Annotated in this window: 17 protein-coding genes and 5 pseudogenes; 12 read left to right on the top strand and 10 right to left on the bottom strand. The window is 68.9% G+C overall.

Annotated elements, in window-relative coordinates:
• The first annotated feature begins 598 nt into the window (after positions 1–598).
• Together ACWGSR_RS08015 and ACWGSR_RS08010 are read left to right on the top strand one after the other, a co-directional pair.
• The gene (locus ACWGSR_RS08015; RefSeq protein ID WP_453564506.1) at positions 599–1,498 is read left to right on the top strand and encodes a GNAT family N-acetyltransferase; all 900 of its coding nucleotides are present in this window, start codon (positions 599–601) and stop codon (positions 1,496–1,498) included.
• A gap of 38 nt (positions 1,499–1,536) precedes the next feature.
• A complete protein-coding gene (locus tag ACWGSR_RS08010; RefSeq protein WP_453564504.1) occupies positions 1,537–1,914 on the top strand; it encodes a hypothetical protein in 378 nt (125 codons plus the stop codon).
• On the opposite strand, the pseudogene ACWGSR_RS08005 reads toward ACWGSR_RS08010, so the two are convergent.
• The 3 genes and pseudogenes from ACWGSR_RS08005 to ACWGSR_RS07995 all read right to left on the bottom strand — a co-directional run.
• Positions 1,911–2,419 (bottom strand): annotated as a pseudogene (locus ACWGSR_RS08005) (IS5 family transposase); the annotation flags it as partial. The gene ACWGSR_RS08010 and the pseudogene ACWGSR_RS08005 overlap by 4 nt on opposite strands.
• A 48-nt stretch (positions 2,420–2,467) precedes the next feature.
• Positions 2,468–3,235 (bottom strand): annotated as a pseudogene (locus ACWGSR_RS08000) (IS701 family transposase); the annotation flags it as partial.
• 92 nt (positions 3,236–3,327) lie between these two features.
• On the bottom strand, positions 3,328–5,166 hold the full coding sequence (locus ACWGSR_RS07995) for a hypothetical protein (RefSeq protein ID WP_453564499.1): 1,839 nt from the start codon (positions 5,164–5,166) through the stop codon (positions 3,328–3,330).
• Between the two features lie 94 nt (positions 5,167–5,260).
• Here ACWGSR_RS07995 and ACWGSR_RS07990 point away from each other — a divergent pair.
• Positions 5,261–6,069, top strand: a pseudogene (locus tag ACWGSR_RS07990) (IS5 family transposase).
• 5 nt (positions 6,070–6,074) lie between these two features.
• Here ACWGSR_RS07990 and ACWGSR_RS07985 read toward each other — a convergent pair.
• Positions 6,075–6,437: a hypothetical protein gene (locus ACWGSR_RS07985; RefSeq protein ID WP_453564497.1), complete on the bottom strand. Its 363-nt coding sequence runs from the start codon at positions 6,435–6,437 to the stop codon at positions 6,075–6,077.
• A 136-nt stretch (positions 6,438–6,573) separates the two neighbouring features.
• Positions 6,574–7,236 carry a TetR/AcrR family transcriptional regulator gene (locus ACWGSR_RS07980; RefSeq protein WP_376231290.1) on the bottom strand — a complete coding sequence of 221 codons (663 nt, stop codon included), beginning with the start codon at positions 7,234–7,236 and terminating at the stop codon, positions 6,574–6,576.
• Positions 7,237–7,314: 78 nt separating this feature from the next.
• On the opposite strand from ACWGSR_RS07980, the gene ACWGSR_RS07975 reads away from it, so the two are divergent.
• From ACWGSR_RS07975 to tpg, 5 genes and pseudogenes are all read left to right on the top strand, one after another.
• Complete coding sequence (locus ACWGSR_RS07975) at positions 7,315–8,280, top strand: sterol desaturase family protein (protein ID WP_453564493.1); 966 nt, start codon at positions 7,315–7,317, stop codon at positions 8,278–8,280.
• Between the two features lie 37 nt (positions 8,281–8,317).
• Entirely contained in the window at positions 8,318–8,863 is a 546-nt protein-coding gene (locus tag ACWGSR_RS07970; protein WP_453564491.1) for an SRPBCC family protein, read from the top strand.
• Between the two features lie 69 nt (positions 8,864–8,932).
• Positions 8,933–9,232: a transposase gene (locus ACWGSR_RS07965; protein WP_453564489.1), complete on the top strand. Its 300-nt coding sequence runs from the start codon at positions 8,933–8,935 to the stop codon at positions 9,230–9,232.
• Between the two features lie 140 nt (positions 9,233–9,372).
• Positions 9,373–9,846 (top strand): annotated as a pseudogene (locus ACWGSR_RS07960) (transposase); the annotation flags it as partial.
• A gap of 1,247 nt (positions 9,847–11,093) precedes the next feature.
• On the top strand, positions 11,094–11,651 hold the full coding sequence (gene tpg, locus ACWGSR_RS07955; protein ID WP_453564487.1) for a telomere-protecting terminal protein Tpg: 558 nt from the start codon (positions 11,094–11,096) through the stop codon (positions 11,649–11,651).
• A 64-nt stretch (positions 11,652–11,715) separates the two neighbouring features.
• On the opposite strand, the gene ACWGSR_RS07950 is transcribed toward tpg, so the two are convergent.
• Positions 11,716–12,153 (bottom strand): hypothetical protein, encoded by a 438-nt coding sequence (locus ACWGSR_RS07950; protein ID WP_453564485.1) that lies wholly within the window; start codon positions 12,151–12,153, stop codon positions 11,716–11,718.
• A gap of 122 nt (positions 12,154–12,275) precedes the next feature.
• Positions 12,276–12,521 (bottom strand): hypothetical protein, encoded by a 246-nt coding sequence (locus ACWGSR_RS07945; protein ID WP_453564483.1) that lies wholly within the window; start codon positions 12,519–12,521, stop codon positions 12,276–12,278.
• 896 nt (positions 12,522–13,417) lie between these two features.
• Between ACWGSR_RS07945 and ACWGSR_RS07940 the strand changes: the two genes are divergently transcribed.
• Positions 13,418–14,197, top strand: a complete 780-nt coding sequence (locus ACWGSR_RS07940) for a hypothetical protein (protein WP_453564480.1) — start codon at positions 13,418–13,420, stop codon at positions 14,195–14,197.
• A gap of 12 nt (positions 14,198–14,209) precedes the next feature.
• Here the strand turns inward: ACWGSR_RS07940 and ACWGSR_RS07935 are convergent, their stop codons facing one another.
• On the bottom strand, positions 14,210–14,518 hold the full coding sequence (locus ACWGSR_RS07935; protein ID WP_453564477.1) for a DUF6300 family protein: 309 nt from the start codon (positions 14,516–14,518) through the stop codon (positions 14,210–14,212).
• A gap of 129 nt (positions 14,519–14,647) precedes the next feature.
• Positions 14,648–14,797 carry a hypothetical protein gene (locus ACWGSR_RS07930; RefSeq protein ID WP_376231303.1) on the bottom strand — a complete coding sequence of 50 codons (150 nt, stop codon included), beginning with the start codon at positions 14,795–14,797 and terminating at the stop codon, positions 14,648–14,650.
• 225 nt (positions 14,798–15,022) lie between these two features.
• On the opposite strand from ACWGSR_RS07930, the gene ACWGSR_RS07925 reads away from it, so the two are divergent.
• From ACWGSR_RS07925 to ACWGSR_RS07915, 3 genes and pseudogenes are all read left to right on the top strand, one after another.
• Positions 15,023–15,418: a MerR family transcriptional regulator gene (locus ACWGSR_RS07925; RefSeq protein WP_453564475.1), complete on the top strand. Its 396-nt coding sequence runs from the start codon at positions 15,023–15,025 to the stop codon at positions 15,416–15,418.
• Between the two features lie 106 nt (positions 15,419–15,524).
• On the top strand, positions 15,525–16,448 hold the full coding sequence (locus tag ACWGSR_RS07920; RefSeq protein WP_453564472.1) for an NADP-dependent oxidoreductase: 924 nt from the start codon (positions 15,525–15,527) through the stop codon (positions 16,446–16,448).
• Positions 16,449–17,129: 681 nt separating this feature from the next.
• A pseudogene (locus ACWGSR_RS07915) lies at positions 17,130–17,747 on the top strand (replication-relaxation family protein); the annotation flags it as partial.
• Positions 17,748–18,287: 540 nt separating this feature from the next.
• Here the strand turns inward: ACWGSR_RS07915 and ACWGSR_RS07910 are convergent.
• Positions 18,288–18,827: a TIGR04222 domain-containing membrane protein gene (locus tag ACWGSR_RS07910; RefSeq protein ID WP_453564469.1), complete on the bottom strand. Its 540-nt coding sequence runs from the start codon at positions 18,825–18,827 to the stop codon at positions 18,288–18,290.
• Positions 18,828–19,592: the final 765 nt, after the last annotated feature.

The raw sequence follows: 19,592 nt of genomic DNA, 5'->3' as shown, positions 1-19,592 counted from the left end.
CCCCGGCTCGTGAAGTGCGGTACTTCACCTCGGCCCATTCCGCGGGCCGGATCCACTTGAGCCTGACCATCCAGTCGAACTCCACCCGCCTCATTGAGCCCGGTCTCCTTGGCGAGCTGGTGACGGCTCAATCCCTGCCGGCGTGTTCATTCCTGCGGCGATCGAGTGGATGGAGTGACCCTTTTCCAACCTGCTGGTGCGTCGGTGGGCAGAACTCACGAAGGGTCTCCACGGACCTTGACCGGCCGCGAGACTCCTGGCCAGAAGCCCGTGCCAACCGTGAAGAACCGACCGGAACCAGAAAGCTGACCAGCGCAGATGCCAGGTTGGAAAAGGCTCACTACAGTCCGCTCAGGGACCTGCGGGCCTTTGAGGGCGCCCTGCATCGTCCCGCGAACCCCTCCTTCAAGGGACGCGGAAATCCATGGACGGACCCGCGGAAGATCACGTACTGTGTGGCTTCACGCCCTGAGACGGATGGAAGGAGGCGAGTGCCGTGCGGTTCACACCTTTCCAGCGCTCCCTCTTCCGCTATCCCGGCGTGGTTCGTCAGTTCTGACCGGGAGCGCTCCAAGCAGCCTGTATCCCGGAGGAATCCATGACCGATACGGTCATCCGCGCGCTCTCCGCGAGCGACGCACATCTTTTCGACGCACACCCCGACCCCCTCGGCGCCGGTGAAGGCCACCGGCGTACCCGGTTCCGCCCCGACTGGAAGCGCGTCGCCCTGCGCGACGGCGAGGTCGTCGCACGCGGCGCGTGGTGGGGCGGCCCCGACGACTCGGAGCCCGTCAACATCAACTGGTTCGACGTGGCCGAGGGCGAGGAGGAGGCCGGGGCCGAACTCCTGCGCTCCGCTCCCTGGCAGGTCGAACTCGAGATCAACCTGCCCGGCGGCTGGCGGGAAAAGACCTACCTGCGCGCCGGAGCCGAGGCGCGCTTCGCCGCCGCACGAGCCGCAGGGTACGAACTCCTGGTGGAACGCTTCCTGTACCGCTGGACCCCCGAGCGAGGTCTGCCCGAGCGGCCCGGACGCCTGCGCTTCAGCGCCGAACCCGACGACACCGTTTTCTTCGACGCGTTGCGCCGCATCCACTCCGCCACCTTGGACGCCCACGCGCTCAGGGCCATCGAGGAGGGCGGCCTCGACCAGGCCGCCCAGGAGGAACTCGACTTCTTCCACTGGTGCCCCTCCCCACGGGAATGGTGGCAGACCGCACACACACCGGAGGGCGACCTGGCCGGCATCCACATTCCGGCCCACAACCCCTCCGGCCCGACGATCGGCTTCATCGGAGTCGTCCCGGAGCAGCGCGGTCGCGGCTACGCCTACGACCTCCTCGCGGAGTGCACCCACTTCCTCGTCGAGCAAGGCGCGGAGTTCGTCAGCGGAGCGACGGACCAGGCCAACTTCCCCATGGCCGCGAACTTCGCCAAGGCTGGCTTCCCCGTCATCCGTGAACGCATCAACTTCCATCCGGCAGGCCAAGAGGCCTAGGGACTGTCTCTTAGATCGTCCGTGAGATCATCGTGCTCGTGATCGAGTCCTGGGTGATCAATGGCGACAGCCCTGTCCCTGTGTCGTCCGAGGCGGTGCCGGAGGCTCTTCGGTCGAGGATCGACAGCGGGCAGCTGGAGACGTGGCTGACCAGTTCGTCCGGACGGTCGCTGGCCTTCGTGACGAATACCGAGCGCGCGATGGTGATGCTGCTCGAAGACGAGGGGGACCCCGGCGAGCATGCCGTGGCCCCCGGGGCTCAGGGGTCGAGCGACGGGTTCGTCCTCTCCAACGGGCAGGACGACGAGTATCCGGATGAGGACACCATCCCCATCCGTGAGGCGTTCAGGCTGGTGAAGCAGATCGTTGCCACGGGGGCCTGGCCGACGGACGCGCACTGGGTGGTCGATCGCTGAGCGGGCTGTCGCCGGGCCCAGATGAGGATGGTGGCGAGGTGGAGTGCGGCCTGGTAGACGATGGCGAGCTTGTCGGTTCGCATGGCCAGGCCGCGCCACTGCTTGAGCCGGTTGACGCACCGTTCGACCGCGTTGCGTTGCTTGTACGCCTCAGCGTCGAAAGCGGGCGGTCGGCCGCCCGCACGGCCTCGCGGCAGACGGTGGCCGATCTGGTCGGACGGCTGGGGGATGACAGCGCGGATGCCGCGTCGGCGGAGGTGGTTCCGGATCGCGCGGGATGAGTACGCGCGGTCCGCCAGGACGGCATCGGGCCGGTTCATCGGTCTTCCCGGCCCGCTTCGCGGAACACGGATGCCGGCCATGACGCTCTCGAAGGCCGGGGCGTCCCTCGCCTGGCCTGCGGTGACGCGAAGGACCAGGGGTCTCGTGCACGACCGTCGCCGGCGAGGCGGACCTTCGTGCTCAGGCCGCCTCGGGAGCGTCCGAGCGCATGGTCGTCGGGTTCGGTCCGGCCTGGAGCCCCTTTTCCCTGATGTCGTCGGCGTCGCCGGTTCGGCCGGGCTGAAGGGGGTGAGGCCGGAGGATCCGTTTCTGCTTTGCCGGCGTCGAGCTCGCGGGCCCGCAGGATCGTGAGGCAGGTGTGGGCGGCCATGGCCAGGGTGATGTGGCGGTGCCAGCCGGGATAGCGGCGGACCTGGTAGTCGTCCAGCCCGCACTCCTGCTTCGCCGTCTGGAAGCATTCCTCGACCGCCCACCGGGCACCGGCGACATGGATCAGCTCATCGAGGGTGGTGCCGGTGGAACAGTAGGCGATGTAGTAGGAGATCTCTTCGGGCCGTCGGAATCGTCGGTCCAGGACGTGGGCAGGTAGAGTCGCCGGTCGATCAGGGTGCGGCCGCGGCCGGTGGCATAGGCCAGGAAGACCTGGCCTGGCAGTTCTCCGTCCGGCCCGCGGTCCCGGAATATCGCCGCTGGACCGCGGCCGACCGCACCTCCTTCTTCAAAAGCCGGTGTCGTCCACGATCAGCACCGCCTGCGGGTCACCCGAGTGCTCGACCACGTACTCGCGCACATCGTCGAACACCTCGTCCGCGTCCCAGTCGATCCGGTTCAGCAGCCGGTGGAGCCGGTCCGGGCCCGCATGCCCGGCCTGCTCCACCAGCGTCCAGCCGTTCTTCCGCTCCGGTGGAGCGATCAGTCCCCGCATGTACGCGAGCGCCGACTCACGCAGCTCCGACCTGGCAGAGCGATGCACGAACCGCTCATGCAATAACTGCAGTTCACCCGCCCACGACCGGGCCTCAGCAACCTCCCCACCCATGACCAGACCAACGAACCACCTGTAAACCGTCACGACAAGGACCGTTGCAGTACTGGTCCGTCATGCTGCCGTCCGGCGAGGCACCTGGTGCGTCAGCGGGCGCCGATCAGGGCTTGTGCCGATCCACCGGAGTGGAGGGCGATGCTGATCGTGGTGGCCGGGAACGCCGGTCGGTCGCTCGGGCCGACCGGCACGGGCCGGAAGGGCTCCCAGGTTCCGTTCGCGCGGCGGAGGGAGTGGTAGGCGTTGCCGTCGGTGCCGATCGCGAGGATCCGGCTCTCTCCGGTCGCGGCGCCCGCGACGGCGACGGCTCGGGCGGCCATCGTCGGCGTGCCGTCGCCGGGCGGGGTGCGCCAGCCCTGGAGGCTGCCGTCGGTGCGTACGACGTTGTGCCAGATGTTGCCGTCGAGGCCGACGGCGACGATCTGGGCCTCCCGGTCCGCCGCGGTGATCGCCAGGTCGTGGCCGGCGAACTCGGTGGAGCCGACGCCGGGGACCTTGGCCCACGGCTTCCAGGAGCCGTCCGCCGCGCGGGTGGTCAGACGCATCGCCCCGTCGGCGCCGAAGGCGACCACGCGGGTGGAGCCGTCGGGCATGCCGCTTGCCGCGGCCCGGCTCGCCCGGACGAGTCCGTTGTCGGGGCCGGGCATCGCGGCCCAGCCCTGCCATCCTCCGTCGGCGTAGCGGATGTTGTGGTAGGCGAGGCCGTCACGGCCGACCGCGACGAGCTGGGCGTCGCCGCCGGGCATCGCGGTGATCGAGACGTCCGTGGCCTTGAAGCCGGGGGTCTTGTTGTCGGCGGCCGGCAGGACGTTCCACCGCTGCCAGGAGCCGTCGCGGTACCGGACGGTGTGCCAGACGTTGCCGTCCAGGCCGATGCCCAGGGCCTGGAGGCCTCCGTCGGGCGTGGGGGCGATGGACTGCCGGCCGCCGGAGAAGCGGAAGGAGTCGCCCGCTCCGCCGAGTGCGGTGGCGGGCGTCCATTCGCCACTGGGTGACAGGCCGGTGTGGTAGTAGGTGTTCGGGGTGGTCTTGACCTGGAGGTTCCTGGAGACGATCTCCCGCTGGAGTTCTCCGGCGCCGACTCCGGCACCGTTCTGGTTGACGTCGTCGGTCATGATGATGTTCATGTTCTCGGCGACGTCGGAGTGGTTCCAGTCCTGGCGCAGCTTCCCGAGCAGTTGGCTGTTGAGCTCCCGCGACAGGGTCAGCAGGTAGTTGTCGGCGACCGTGGGGGAGAGGAGCCGGAGGACGCCGAGCGCCTGGGCGACCGCCGCGTCCGGTATGGAATGGGTGGGGTCGACGATGCTCTGCAGGACGAAGAGCTCGTCGGCGTGAACTCCCGGAGCCCGGCCGAGGACTTCGTCGCCACGGCGCTTGACCGCGTCGTAGTTGCGCTGACGGGTGCCGGGCAGGAAGACCTCTTTGAGGATGTCCTGCCAGTCCTTGTCGACCTCGACGTAGCTTCCCCGGTAGGAGAGGGCGAACTGCCGCCAGGTCCAGCGGTGGCCGGAGTCCCCGCGTACGTCGATGAGGACGACGTGCTTGCCGGCCGCCATGAACTGGTCGTAGGTCGACGTCGGTGTCAGCGAGTCGTCGGCCAGCGCGGGGCGGCCCGCGCCGCCGCCCAAGGCGTTCGCCAGGAGGGTCAGCGCCTCCTGGTTGTCGGCGCGCGCGGTCTCGGGGGGCGCGGCGGTGATGAGCTTGACGGTGACGATTTCACGCGGATGGCGGGCGATCCAGTCGGCGACCTCGCCGACCTCGCCGCGCGTGACCGTGCCGTCCGGTGCGGTCCGGTCGAAGAAGAGGCCGCCGCGCGGTCCGCCGTGGTACGTGTACCAGGCCCCGTCGACCTTGCACAGCCGAAGATCGAAGTAACGTGCTCCCGCCTCGAGCTGACGGGTGAGCGAGCCGCTCTGGGTGCGGGACATGCTGGCAGCGAGGGCAGGCCACTTACTGATCGTTTCAGAATGAGTTCGGCGTAGGGGCTTGGCAGTCGGGTTGGGTGGCGGCACAGTGGTTCGGGTGTCGGATGATCTTGTGCCTGATGACCTGTGGGAACGTCTCGCCCCGCTGCTGCCGCCCCGCCCGCCGCGGCGACACCGGTATCCCGGACGCCTGCCCGCGGACGACCGCGCCGCCCTGCGGGGCATCGTGTACGTGCTGCGCAAGAACGTGAGCTGAAGAGATGTGCCCGCCGAGCGGACCGGATGCAGCGGGGTGACGGCCTGGCGGCGGCTGCGGGACTGGACCGAGGCCGGTGTCTGGCCCCGCCTGCATGAAGTTCTCCTGGCCGAACTGCGCAAGGCAGGCCTGCTGGACCTGGACGACTGCGCGATCGACGGCTCGCACATCCGGGCGTTGAAAGGGGGGCTCACACCGGACCTTCGCCGGTCGACCGCGCGCGGCCGGGCAGCAAGCACCACCTGATCGTCGACCGGCATGGCACTCCTCTTGCCGTCTCGCTGACCGGCGGAAACAGGCACGACGTCACCCAGTTGACGCCCCTGCTGGACGCGATCCCCCGCATCCGAGGAGTCCGCGGGCGGCTGCGGCACCGGCCGGGCCGGCTTTTTGCCGACCGCGGCTACGACTACGACAAGTACCGCCGCATTCTGTGGGCCCGCGGCATCACACCCAAGATCGCCCGACGCGGTGTCCCACACGGCTCCGGCCTGGGCAAGACCCGCTGGGTCGTCGAGCGGACCTTCGCCTGGCTCCACCAGTTCAAACGACTCCGCACCCGCTACGAGATACGCGCCGATCTCCACCTCGGGCTGCTCCAACTCGCCTGCAGCATCATCTGCTTGCGACGTCTCCGAACCTCATTCTGAAACGATCAGTTACGGGCGACGTCGGCGCTCTCGCCGTACGGGCACATGCCGCTGTTCTTGGTGATGCTCCACGATCCGGAATCGTGGCTTCCGGGCATGACGATGCGGTTGAAAGGACGGTCGCCGACGGAGCCGCGCAACTGCTCCATCCACGAATCGAGCGTGATCTCGGCGGTACGGGTCGGGAGTGCGGCCGAGGCGACTGCGGCTGCCGGAGCGGCAGCAGCGGTAGTCCGGGCGGGTGCGGCGTCCGCCACGGGAGCGAGCAGGGCGAGGAGGGCCGTGGCGGTGACCAGGGTCTCCGCGGTGCGCACGACGAGGGGGGACCGGTGGGCGCGGCGGTGTGGGGGGTGGGCAGACGTGAGCAAGCCGGCTGTTCCTTTCGACCGAGGAGCAAGGAAAGGCGAGTCAACGCTCTCCAACGCCTGCGCATTCTGGGCAGTGAAGTGACGGCCCGTCAACGTTGCCTATGGGGTGCGCGCAGCGAACGGACGGCGAATCCTGTCAGGAGGGCTCGCCCGGTTCGTCCCAGGTGCGGTGGTAGTCGGCCCAGTCGGGGCGCGGTCCCGGAAGCCCGGTGTACCGGGCGCGCAGGCCGTCGAGGGTCAAGGTCAGCATCCTGCGGCGCGCGTGGTCGTCCTCCTCGGTGCGACGGGGATATCGGCTGAACATTTCGATGACGTGCGTGATGTCGAGCGTCGTGACGTCCTCGCGGACGGTCCCGTCGTCATGGCCCCGGCGCAACAACCGTTCCGCCAGGGCTTTCGCCTGTTCGTTGGCGGCGGTGACTTCCTCCGGCAGGCTGAACGTCCCGGCCAGGGCGGCGAAGGCGCCCGCCCGCGCGTCGACCGCCGCGGCCATGTAGTCCGCGAGCACCTCCCAGCCGGTGCCTTCGGCCTCCAGTGCGACGCCCAGCTCGGCGATCGTCCGGGCGATGCCGATGGAGCACAGTCGCTGGAGGAGTTGTTCCTTGCTGCCGTAGCGGCGGTAGAGGGTGCCGATCCCCACGCCCGCCCGGGTGGCGATGGCGGAGACGGGGGCGTCGGCGCCCTGTTCCGCGAAGACGGCGCGAGCCGCGTACAGCACGAGGAGGTCGTTGCGCTCGGCCTCGGCCTGGCGTCCGAAGCGGCTGCCCGCGCGTGATCCTGCGGCATCCGAGTTCTTCATGGCGTCCAAGGTATTGCCTGTCGGAGCGTTCCGCTCCGATACTCCTTTCGGAGCGGATCGCTCCGATAGGAGGCTCCGATGGAGAACACGTCCCTGCTGGCCCTGTCCGCACCCCTCTTCGTGCTCCTGGTCGTGGTCGAGATGATCTACTACCGGCTCCACCCGGACGAGAACGCGAGCGGCTACGGGGTCCGCGACACCGCCGCCAGCTTCGCCGTGGGCGCGGGCGCAGCGGTCGTCGACGTCCTCTACAAGATGATCGCGGTCGCCGTCTTCGTCGCTCTGTACGAACTCACCCCGCTGCGGGTCGAGGTCACCTGGGTGACCTTCCCGCTGATCCTGCTGGCCCAGGACTTCTGCTACTACTGGATGCACCGCGAGCACCATCTGGTGCGCGTGCTGTGGGCGAGCCACGTGGTCCACCACTCCAGCCGCAGGTACAACTTCTCCACCTCGGTCCGCCAACCCTGGACCGGCCTGACCTCGCAGATCTTCTACATCCCGCTGGCCCTGGCCGGCGTGCCGCCCTGGGCGATCCTGCTGTGCGGCGCGATCAACATGCTGACCCAGTTCTGGCTCCACACCGATCGCATCGGCAGGCTGCCCCGCATCATCGAGCGGACCATCAACACGCCCTCCAGCCACCGGGTCCACCACGCCTCGCAAGGCGGCTACCTCGACCGGAACTTCGGCGGCATCCTGATGATCTGGGACCGGATGTTCGGCACCTGGGCCGAGGAGACCGAACGCCCCCACTACGGACTCACCAAGAACATCGACACCTACAACCCCCTGCGCATCGTCTCGCACGAGTACGCCGCCATCGGACGCGACCTGGCGCGCGCCACGTGCTGGCGTGACCGGGCGCGCCATCTGCTGGGCAGGCCCGGCTGGCAGCCCCTGCCGACAGGGGAGACGGAACTTTCCCCTGCGGTCCGTACAACCGCGCGATCGCGGAGAGCGGAGACTGCCGACTGCTGTCCCGGCACAGCCGCCGGTCCCCCGTGCGCCTGCGAGCCCGCCGCCGTGGACACGGGTCGCTGAGCGGCACTCCGGAGCGGGACACGACAGGACGGTCATCATGAAGGGCGATCTCGTGAACGCACAGGACGGCGCATGGACGCGAACGTGGGAGTTGCGTGAGTCTGTCGTCATCGCGGCACCGCCCGAGGAGGTGTTTGCCGCGCTCAGCGACGTACGCAGGATGCCCGAGTGGAGCCCCGAGTGCGTCGGTATCTGGATCCTCCCCGCGCTCGGGAACCCCGGTCCCGCGTTCCTCGGATTCAACCGCAACGGATACCGCCGCTGGTTCACCTTCTGCCGCGTGACTCGCTCCGACGCTCCCGAGGAGTTCGCCTTTCGCGTCTCGATCGCCGGGCTGCCCCTGGCTTCCTGGAGGTTCCTGCTCCGACCGGCGGACGACGACACCATGACGGGTTCCGGATCCACACACGTCACCCAGTACTGGCACGACCTGCGTCGGGGATACCGGGGGCGCGTTGCGGACCTCCTCGGCCGGGCCGCCGCGGGCACGTCACCAGCGGTCCGGATCCGCGTCAACCGCTCCGGCATGGCCACGACACTGAATCGGCTGAAGCAGACGGTGGAGGCCGTACCGAGACGGTAGAAGTGAAGCTCCCCGTCGATGTGGGCACCTGGACACTGGGACGTGTGGGCCCAGGGGAAGCAGTGCCAGGTGGGAAGTAAGTACACGAAGCGGTACACGGCGGAGTTCAAGCGGGACGCGGTCGCGCTGGTCGACTCGACCGGGCGGTCGGTGACGGAGGTCGCCCGGGAACCGTGGGTGAGTCCGGAGTCGCTGCACGGCTGGTACAAGCGGGCCAAGGTCGACCGTGACGAGGGCCGGCCTGGCGAGCCGACGATCGTGGAACGTGAGGAGCTGAAGCGGCTGCGCAAGCTCGTCACCGAACAGGCCCGGACGATCGAGGTGCTGCGAAAAGCCGCGGTCTTCTTCGCGAAGGAAAGCGACCGGTGAGCGAGACATACGCGTTCATCGAGGCGGAGAAGACCACCCATCCCGTCGCTTTCCCGTGCCGGTTGCTGAAGGTGCACCGTTCCTCTTCCTGCGCCTGGCTCGCCGGAGCCGAGGCCCGTGACGTCCGGCGGGCCGGCGATGTCCCCGCGGAGACCGTGGGCTGTTCCGGTGTGACGGCCTGGCGCCGGCTGCGGGACTGGACCGAGGTCGGCGTGTGGCCGCGCCTATGTGCTGCCCCGCTGACCGAGCTTCGCCGTGCCGGTCTGCTGGACCTGGACGACCGCTCCGTGGACGAGTCGCACGTCCGGGTTCCCGAAGGGGGAGATCATGTCGGTCCCTCGCCCGTCGACCGCGCCCGTCCCGGCTCGAAGTACCACCTGATCGTCGACCGTCACGGAACCCCACTCGCCGTCACCCTGACCGGTGGCAACCGGCACGACGTCACCCAGCTCCTACCGCTGCTCGACGCCATCCCGCCGATCGGTCTGCGGGGACGTCTACGTCGCAAGCCCCGACACCTGTACGCCGACCGGGGCTACGACTTCGACAAGTACCGCCGCCTGCTGCGGAAGCGCGGCATCAAACAGCACCGTCTACGCCAGTCAGGCGGCCACCTCCGTCACCGTCGGCGGCTCACAGACCCGGTACAGCTCGGCCACCAACGCCCCCTCCCTGAACGACAACGCCCTCGGCCCGGGCCGGTAGAACGCTCCCGCGCCCGGGCGAGAACGTACGACGGGCCCGCGCCCACCGGGGTGCGGGCCCGTCGTACGTCGCCTCACCGCTGTCTACGGCGCGAGTCGGAACCGTGCCCGGCCCCCGCCCCGGGGGGGGCGTAGGCCGGAAGTGGGATGGGTCCGGTCTTGTGTGGCATGGAGGAAGAGGTGCTGGGAGGCGACGACGGATGACCGGATGGGTTTGGCCCAGGTACCAGCCGCAACGGAAGACGCCGCGCCGGTGACCTCGCTCGACGTGGTGGCGCACAAGCTGCGGGAACGGTTCGGTGCACGGTACGTGTCGTTCCTGTTCGTCGATCTGGCCGGCCGCAGGGTGGTGCGGGTCAGCGAGGAGACGGCCTCGCAGCAGGGCTGCCAGGCCAACCAGGTTCCGCTGGCCGACAGCGTCTACGACGAGGTCCTGCGCACCCAGAAGCTCCTCCTGGTCCCCGACAGCGCGCAGGAGAAGCGGGTCCTGGCCCCGGTCACCAACCGCGGCAACGCCATCGGCGTGTTGGAGCTGTTTCTGCCCGAGGCCATCGAACACCTCAGTCGCTCCATCAACGCTCGAACTCAGGCGCCACAGCGCCTTCGGCGAACAGACGCCGAAGATGCTCGGCCAGCAGACCGGGGGCAACGGAGGGAGCAACGGGCAGCCAGGTTGTGGCCTCAAGCAAGGGGCTGCCAGCTGCATCGAGGGAAGCGCAGCCCCAGCCTCGACGTGCACCTCTGGCTCCCCAGAACACGACGATTCCGTTCACCCAGGGCCCATGAGCGAGCACAGGATCGCCTTTCGGCCAGTAGAAGGCCGTCCCGCCACTCTCGTCCCATCGCTCTGCGGGCGGCAAACCTGCGGCCTCGAGAGCCTGAGCCGAGACCGAGCAGTACTGCCGAACCTCGGCATAGTTAGCGGCAGCCGAGGCGCCATCCCAAGCAGTCACGGCCCTCCTTCACCTCGAACTGCTCAACCACAGCAGCCGCTACCAACACTTTCACAACAGGTCCTAGGCGTCTCCCCGGGCCTGGTCAAGCACCAGGGCACCCAGACCGTCCTGTGGGCCGAACGGCTCTTCGAGAAGCGAGGCGGCTTCAACCTGACCAACCTCATCAAGGACGACCCGACCGCAGGAGAAGGGGAGCGGACCTTGGCCAACAAGCTCACCGACAGCCTCGACAACGCGCTCGCGAAGGTCTTCACCCGCCCGGCGCCCAAGAGCGTCGGCGCGCAGATGAATTACCTCGTCGGGCAGTTCGGCGGCACCAAGGCGGCCGCCCAGGCGCTCGGGATCTCTCAGCGCACCGTGGAGCGCTACATCGCGGGCAAGCTCAAGCGCCCCCGCCAGGACCTGCGCGACTGCCTAGAGCGCGAGGTCAAACGCCGCTGGCAGTCGCAGATTAGGGCCAAGGCCCGGCAGGAGGTGGTCACCACCGGCGGCACCGTCGTCTCCACCCGCGCCTCCTTCGGGTACGAGGCCGCCGCCGGCACCACTGACGAGGCCCGCATCCGCGACATCACCCAGGCCCTGCCGCCCATCTATGTCGGCAAGCTCTTCACCGCCCGCGAGCGTGGCGACACTGAAGAGCAACTCCAGAAGATCGCGGCCGAAGGCCTCGCGGAGATGTACTTCCGCGCCAACAACACGAGGGCTCATGGCATCGAGATCCGGCTCACCGACATCGAGCACATCGGCATCGAGCTGTAGACCTGCTCGTACAAAACACCTGGTCCTCGACATTCGAGCTGCCGAGGACCAAGCACTTCGCACCCTATGGGGTATGCGACAGACTGGCCGCGAGGTAACCCTTCAGGTCTTTCAGGGTCAGCAGTGACGCCTCATGCGGTCTCCGTCCAGCTCCCCCCCGGACCGTCGGCACGAACTTCTCCACCTCCGCCTTCAGCCGCGCCTTCGCCTGGATCTGCACCAGGTGCAACTCCTGCGGGGCTCCGTGCCCGTCCAGCGTGGCGGCGATCTCGTGACCGGTCACAGCATTCCCCGTCGTGCCGTCTGTTTTGTCCGCCAACAGATCCGCCCAACCGTCGGCGGCCTTCTTCACCTTCTCCCAGTCCACCTTCGAGCCGGGACGGGTCGCCTCGTAAAGGCGCTTGTACGCCTGCTTCGCCTGGGCGTAGTCGTCGTAGAGGCCCGACTTCTCTACCATGCGGCCAGCGCGTTCTTCGCGGTCCGACCGCTGCGACAGCTCCATGTAGTCCTCGTACGCACGATTCCGAAGACCGCCCAGACACGTGGGGGGACGGCTGCTGTCGCGCAGTTCGCTCGCGGCCCCGTACAACGGACGGGCCTTGTCCACCAGCGGCCCCGGACCGGTCAGGTCCAGACGTCGTCAAGAGGAGTCGAGGGCACCCCACCGCTCTTCGAGCCGGGAAGCCGGTCTTCGAGGGCGAAGAAGTCCATGGCGGCGTCGAAGAAGGCGACGACGGAGGCATACTGCCACTCCGCCGTCTTCGAGCTCCACGTGGTCCGGGATGCGTGGCGACCGATGAGGTAGGTCACCGTGGCAGCCACGAGACCGGCTACTGCGGTGGCGAGAGGGAGCCAATCAGTCAGCTTCATGGCGTTCATCGTTCAGCGTGCTGCCGTAGGAGGCGGCACTCCTGAGGCACTTCTGAGGTAGCCCGCAGCAGCTTGGTAAAAGCCTCACTCCGGCGAGCCGTGCCCGAGCCCGAGGAGGGCGGTCTCAGCCGTCGCAGACCGAGAATCGGGCAGTTACGTCCAATAGCGGCACATGCCTGCTCCAGGGCAGTGATGATCTGCGGTGCCACTCTGTTCACTGCGCCCTCCCAGGAGGCAGCTGCCAATGTCCGACTTCAGTGGCCAAGGCTGTGGGCATGATGTGGACTACCTCGCGGTGTACGTCCTGAAGTACCTCGGGAAAGGCAACACGCACATCTCCGAGGAGCAGATCACCAAGTCACTGCGCGGGGTGGGAGGCCTGCCCGCTGCAGGACACGCATGGGTGGAGGACGCCACCCGGACCGCGTGGACTCTGGTCACCCGCTACAGCCTTCCGCAATGGCGTGGCTACCGAAGCACTCCCGGGCAGAACCGGCTCTCAGTCCCGTAGTACGAGGCGGGCCTCCGAGACGCGCACTGAGCCGGAGGTCCGCGAAGCGGCGGCACGGTCACGCCTCGGTGGGCATGATGGGCGAATGCCGCACACCGACACCGCACCACCGTCGACGCCGCCGGATCTGTGTCCTCTCTGCGTAATGCGCCAGGCGGACCACCCGGTTCTGGACACGATCGGCCGGTACTCACTGTCTCATGGCTCGTAGTATCGCTGCCCGGCATGCGACGCGTGGCTGTGCGCGGCCTGCGCCGACAGGGCGGTGACAGGTCCAGATGCCTACTGCTCCGTCTGCGCCTTCCTGCAGGAGCCGGAAGTCCCTCGGGAATCGCCTGTCCCCGTCGTTCTTCCCGGGCCGGCGGACGAGGCGATGTGTAACCGGATGACGAAGACCACGGCACGCCGCTGCCAGGTCAGGACGACGGACTGGCCCGTGATTCAGGGAGAGCCGACGCCCGTCGCCGCCTGCTGGATCCACCTCAGCGAAGAAGAGCGCGCGAAATGCTCCCGGGCACGGGAGATCAGGGCCGCGGAACGAGTAAGGGAGTGGGCGAAGGGGGAGCCGGAGCGACAGCGCCAAGCCGCCGAAGTGGAGGCCGCACGGCAGGCGCGGCTTGCGCGACGTGCGACGTGCCCCTGTGCCACGCGGCTGCCCCAGGACGCGGAGGTCTACGCGACGGACTACGCCGCCCCGAGCCGCTGCAAAGAGTGCGACTCCTGGCTGTGCGCGTCCTGCGACCAGGTACGCGTGGTGGACGAAGGCATGCAGTGCGAGACCTGCCGTCCCCAAGCCGTACAGCCCGCGCGGGATGATGAGGCCGTGCCACAGGACCGTCCCCACTACCGGATCGTCGTGGGCGGGCCGGAGTGCTTCACCGAGGCGGTGCGCCTGCTGATCCGCGCGGGAGCACGCGGCGCAGGCAGTCCCCGGCACTTCGCGGTCGACCTTCCGATCGGCAGCGGTCAGGCACAGGCCCTGGAGGATTTGAGGACGTTCAGCCTCGGGTCGGACAGCGGGAGCATCAAGGTGACACCGGTGCCGGAAGGCGCGAAGGTGATGGTGGACCCGGGCTTGCCGGACCCCGACCTGTCCGGCTTGGGCGACATCGACAGTTGGTGGCTTGCCAACGGATACCCGGCAGATCCCAAGTGGCGAGGCTGACAGCGCGGCCGTTCAGGTCTGCTCGGGCGGAGTGTCCCACCCGTACCGGCCATGAGCGGCCATGCACTCCTCGGCCCACTCCGTCAGCAGGTGCGCGCCCTCCGGGGCGCGGCTGGCGTCCTTCCCGCCGCCGTCGGTGAACCACTGGGCGAGAAGGCCGGCCGCCGGGCGGTCGACGTCGCCGGTGTCGCATGCCGCGCACAGCTCCAGGTGGATCGGCCGCCCGTGCTCGTCGGTCTCCGGCGCCACCGCGCTCACGATGAGCCCGCCCCCACAGCGCGAGCACCGTGGCAGACGAGCCGAACGCCTGACCCGCTCCATGCCCGGCTCCCTTCGCCGTGGACGTGCTCCTCCACCCAAGCCCCGCCGGCCTGCGGCGTCAACCGTGCCGACAGACGAGAAGGACTCCGCCGACGGCGCCCGCTCCTTCGTGCCGCCGCCGTCGGAGATTCAGGGCTGAGCGGGGACGATCCGTACGTCGGAGACGCCGTCCTCGGCCTCCTTGTAGCCCTTGTAGGTCTCGGCGGCCGACGGGCTGTACGTGACGGCGGACCCACGCTCTCGGCCGTCCTGCACCCAGACGATCTTCACGTTGTCCATGCCGCTCCTCGTCGCTCCACCGCGTTCTCCGGCACGCCGCCGGATCTGCTCAGGATCGCTTCCGGCACCTGTGACCTTGCGCGGTAGTCGGCCGGCATGCGTGGAAGAGCGCGAGGCCAGCGTCTGAGGTTGCGTCGGGGTCGGCCAGGATGTTGAGCGCTTGCCGGCCAGTGCTGGCGTACTCGGCGGACTGAAACTGGAGGCTGTGGGCGTAGGGTCTCAAAGATGCGGATAGGCGAGTTGGCCAGGCGCACGGGCGTGAGTCCGCGCTCACTGCGGTACTACGAAGACCAGGGACTGTTGACCAGCTCACGCTCCGGCGCGGGGCAGCGCCACTATTCCGATGCCGCGGTTCAGCGTGTGTCGCTCATCCGGCAGCTGTTCGACGCGGGGATGTCCAGCCGGGTGATCGCGACCGTGCTGCCGTGTGTGGACGTCCCGGGTGACCTGGGCGTCGCCGAGGAGACGTTCACGGCGATGATGCGCGAGCGCGACCGGATCGACGCCGACATCGCCCACCTGATCGAGACCCGGGATGCACTCGACGTGCTGATCAGGGCCAACAGCCGGCACCGGGCGGAGCTGTCCACGGCCGCGGAACCGGTGGCGCGGTCGACCTGATGCTGTGATCTGCGTCTCAGCCGGTTGCCCCTGACATCAATGTCAGAGGTGAGGATGGCGACAGGGCCCGGGATCACCGGGTCGGTCATACGAGAGGCGGCGGAAGATGGGGCGGGCATGGGGTTTCGACAGGTACGGCGGGCCCGAGGTGCAGGAGTTCTTCGATCGTCCCGATCCCGTACCCGGTCGTGGTGAGGTACTGATCCGGGTCGACGTCGCCGGCGTGAATCCCCTCGACCACCTTCTGCGCTCAGGTCTGGTCGACGGTCTCGACGGCGGACGTCCGTTTCCCCGCGTGCTGGGCATGGAGGCGGCCGGAACCGTTCTTGCCCGGGGCGAGGACGTCACCGGGCTCGAGGTGGGCGACGCGGTCTTCGGCTTCGCACTGACCGGCGGCGGAACCTACGCCGAGACCACGGTGCTGTCCGCGCCGAACACCGCGCGCATCCCGCCGGGCCTGTCCGCAACCGTGGCGGCAACGCTGCCGGTGGCCGGGACGACCGCGGTGGACGTGCTCGACCAGCTCGGACTCCCGGCCGGTGCCACGGTCCTGGTCAACGGGGTCGGGGGCGGGGTCGGCCTCGCCGTCGCCCGGCTGGCCGTCGGGCGCGGGCTGCTCGTGATCGGCACCGGGAGTACTGCCAAACGCGAGCACGCCGAGGGCATCGGGGTGCGGTTCGTCGACTACACCGCCGAGGACGTCGTCGCCGCGGCACGCGAGCTGGTTCCGGACGGCTTCGACGGGATAGTCGACCTGGTCGGAGGCACCTCGCTGCGGACCGTCGCTCCGCTGGCCCGGGATCCCCGCAACGTCATTGCTGTGGGTGATACGTCTGTGCCCGACCTCGGTGGGCGTTTCGTCGAGCGTCGCGTCGACCGCGAGAACCTGGAGCGGTCGGCCCGGCTGGCCCTCGACGGAGTCCTCGCACCCGTCATCACCGCGGTCCATCCGCTCTCCGAAGCCCCGGCCGCCCTTGCCGCCGTCGAGAACGGTCACACCGCGGGCAAGGTCGTCATCAAGGTGACATGAGAAGTGCCCGGCCGCCTGACGCCGTCGACCGCCCATCGCGGACTGGCGAGAACCCGTGGTCAGCGCGTCATCAACCGAGCACGTTCACCTGTACGGGGTTGAGAACGTTCAGGCGTATGTCGACAACCGGTCAGAAGCGGCCCCGTTCAGGGGCTTACGACCGGCGGGGCGAGGGCTGCGGAGCAGGTGATCAGACGTTGCCGGAATGCCCCGAAGAACGGCAGATGGCGGGGTGATGCGCTGAGGGAGGCGCGGATCTGGACCGCGCCTCCTCCAGCCCGCAGACGTCCGAACGGATCGGCACCCCGCCCTGCGTCAGCACTCCACCAGCACAGCGGCCCAAAGGGCACGACCCGCACGGATCCCTATTACCTGATCAGAACTCGATGATGCGGGACCGCTCACGCGCGTGCCTGGCCAAGTAGTGATCAACGAATCCAACTACCGCTCAACGTCGCACCGGTCACGGACAAACCGGGACGGCGAAGGGGCGGTCGAGGAGGAATCTGGCGGGCGGTGGCGGGGGCGGTCAGACCGCGGTCAAGAGGGTCTTCCTCACGGTGGCTCCGGCTCGCGTGCACGTCTGTGTGCGGGCCGGAGGACTGCCGATCCGGCCGCGCAGGCCGGAGAACCGTGAGGACGCGATGACCATCGCCCCCGCCCCGCTGGCCCCGGCGGACACTGCTCCGACGGCGAGCCCCGCTGCGCGTTCTGCGGCAAGCCTCGCTCCCCGGCCCCGCGGCTTCCAGCCGCCGACTGACGGTTGTCGCTGGTCAGATCCCCGGTTCGCCCGCTCCGGCCGGTTGCAACTCCTCTTCTCCCAGTACTGATGTACCTGGAGAAGCGTCCCGGGCCCGGAGGACGGCGGCGAAGGCCGGTGCGGACCTGCGCGGCGAGGTCCTGCTCGCCCTCGCCCGGCTGCGCCTGGCCACACCCCACCAGCTCAAGACGCTGCTGCTGCCCCACCAGCAGGACACCGACCACGTCCGCCGCGCACTGCGCAACCTGCTCGCAGAATCCCCGGCCCTGGTCGGCCGGACTCACCGCGCCCAGCAGAGCTACTGGTACTGCACCCCGGCCGGCCGGACGACGGGCAAGCGCATCGCGGCCGGCAAGACCGGCCTTCGGGAGCACGGCCTCGCCCTGGTCGACACCGTCATCGCCTTCCACCAGGCGCAGGTGCCCGACCACGCGAACTGGCGCGTGGAGGTCGCCCATCCCACTCCGGCCGGGAGCCTCGTGCCCGACGGCGTGATGCTCCTGGACGACGGGACGAGCGCGTTCGTGGAGATCGACCGCACCATGTCCTACACCCGCCTCATCGACAAGCTGGAACGCTACGACGCCTACCGGGGCGCACCTGCTGCCGGGCGCGGCAACGCTGCTCGCGCCCCGCGCTCCCACTGGCAGGAGGCCTACGCCGGACCGTCCCTGGAGCGGCCCTTCCCGCCGGTGCTGTTCGTCTTCGCACCCGCGCCGCGCCGTGCGGCTCCGGCCACCAGGGAGGCCGCTTTCCACGAGCGGGCCCGCCGGGTGGGGAGTGTGAACCACCGGCTCACCGTGGCGACCACGACCCTGCCCCTGCTGACATCGAGCGGCGCCGGCCAGCAGGTGTGGCGCGGTTTGCCCGGCCTCCACACGGACCCGGGCAAGCCGCTGCGACCTCCCCCGGGCTTGCCCACGGCCCCCTGCGCAAGCCCGGGACAGGATGGGCAAGTCCTCCTCCGAACGCCGGTGACTGGTCGAGATGGTTGTCACCAGGCGCCCCACGACCTGCGCGTTCGCCCCGCCTTGGTCGCGCAGACTGTCACCAGCTCGTCGCGGTTGTTGTCACCTGCCTCATTCCCCGTCGCTGTGACCGCCGCCGGAGTGTGTATCCGTATCCAGGCCGGGGCCGCCGTAACGACGATTGCCGCCCGGCCGCCTTCGGGGCTGGCCCGCCGGAGGTGGCGCGGCCCCTTCCCAGCGCGGGCTGCGATGAGGGAAGACGTACGCCAACATGCGCGGGTCAAGCTGGGCTTGTTGGAGATGTCGGCGGCCCGCAGGGGTCATCTGACGCTCCGCGCCCGCCACCAGCCCCCACGTGGCCAGCCCGCGGCCGATCTTCTCAACCTCTGGGGAGCGCTGCAGGACGGCTCGTACGATGTCGATGTCTGTCGGGTGCCTGCAGAAGGCGACCATCGCGCGCTCGACCGGATGCAGAGGTTGCTTCCCCTCCACGGAATGGACCTGTGCGTTGTTCACCACGAGCGACCCACGCTGGTGCAGCGCGGTGACCGCACTGTCCACCACATGCCGGGCCCCGCCCGCCAAGAACGCGACGTCATAAACGTCCAGGGTTCTCGTCTCGCCCGAGCCCCTGACGATCCACCGGAACACCCACCGCATACCAGCCCCCCGTCACGGCCTGCATCTGTCACCTGGCAGTGAAGCTTTCCCTATCCCTCAGAGTCTGATGGCACGCGATCAACTTTGGGTAGCACAGGACAGTCAAGGCAGATCCTCCTTCTGGGGGAGGGGTAACAGTGTGCGGTGACAGACGTCGGGACCAGGTGACATCTATCTCGACCGGTCACAACGCCGCTTGCGTTCTCCGGCCGGGGCCGGCGGAGGGTTGCACCGGGGGAGGCTGAACCGTTGCCTGGCGAGGTGCATGCGGCGGGGGCCGGAGGTGTGACCGCAGGTGGGAGCCCGGCGAAACGGACACCCTTCGTTTTCGCAGGCCACCCGGCGCGGGCAAGCCGTCCGCATGCGCCGACACCTCCAATTCGTTAGCAATGAGAGGTCCTGGATCTTTGAGGGGCCCGCGGCGGTTGTCCAGCCCGGGGCAGGACGTGTGTGGTCCGGTCGGTGCCGTGGTGACCCCTACGACCCCTCCGACCGTGCGAGGTCTTTGTAAAGACTGGTGGCGCTGGGCGCCGACCGGCCCTCGCACGGTCTGCCCCCACTGGTCTGTCGGGTGTTCGGGATCCTCGATGGATTAACTGCCGCACGGTGACGCGTTTCTCCTCACGAGCTTCGAGCTCTGGACACGGCGCGCGCCCGTGCGGCCTTGCGGTGCCGCGCACGGCTGATGAGGTGGCGGACCACAGAGTCCTGGAATTAGTCCGCCGTGCGGCCCCGCGTGCTCGCCTTCGAGAACAG

Source organism: Streptomyces sp. NPDC055632 (genome assembly GCF_053618675.1).
This window is presented reverse-complemented; position numbering and strand designations above follow the sequence as displayed.

Bases quoted from the DNA above. Each gene is read 5' to 3' on its own strand.
- ACWGSR_RS07950 (WP_453564485.1), bottom strand. From the start codon at position 12,153: ATGGAGCTGTCGCAGCGGTCGGACCGCGAAGAACGCGCTGGCCGCATG.
- ACWGSR_RS07940 (WP_453564480.1), top strand. From the start codon at position 13,418: ATGACGAAGACCACGGCACGCCGCTGCCAGGTCAGGACGACGGACTGG.
- ACWGSR_RS07995 (WP_453564499.1), bottom strand. From the start codon at position 5,166: ATGTCCCGCACCCAGAGCGGCTCGCTCACCCGTCAGCTCGAGGCGGGA.
- ACWGSR_RS07935 (WP_453564477.1), bottom strand. From the start codon at position 14,518: ATGGAGCGGGTCAGGCGTTCGGCTCGTCTGCCACGGTGCTCGCGCTGT.
- ACWGSR_RS07980 (WP_376231290.1), bottom strand. From the start codon at position 7,236: ATGAAGAACTCGGATGCCGCAGGATCACGCGCGGGCAGCCGCTTCGGA.
- ACWGSR_RS07970 (WP_453564491.1), top strand. From the start codon at position 8,318: ATGAAGGGCGATCTCGTGAACGCACAGGACGGCGCATGGACGCGAACG.
- ACWGSR_RS07920 (WP_453564472.1), top strand. From the start codon at position 15,525: ATGGGGCGGGCATGGGGTTTCGACAGGTACGGCGGGCCCGAGGTGCAG.
- ACWGSR_RS07945 (WP_453564483.1), bottom strand. From the start codon at position 12,521: ATGAAGCTGACTGATTGGCTCCCTCTCGCCACCGCAGTAGCCGGTCTC.
- ACWGSR_RS07930 (WP_376231303.1), bottom strand. From the start codon at position 14,797: ATGGACAACGTGAAGATCGTCTGGGTGCAGGACGGCCGAGAGCGTGGG.
- ACWGSR_RS08015 (WP_453564506.1), top strand. From the start codon at position 599: ATGACCGATACGGTCATCCGCGCGCTCTCCGCGAGCGACGCACATCTT.
- ACWGSR_RS07975 (WP_453564493.1), top strand. From the start codon at position 7,315: ATGGAGAACACGTCCCTGCTGGCCCTGTCCGCACCCCTCTTCGTGCTC.
- ACWGSR_RS07925 (WP_453564475.1), top strand. From the start codon at position 15,023: ATGCGGATAGGCGAGTTGGCCAGGCGCACGGGCGTGAGTCCGCGCTCA.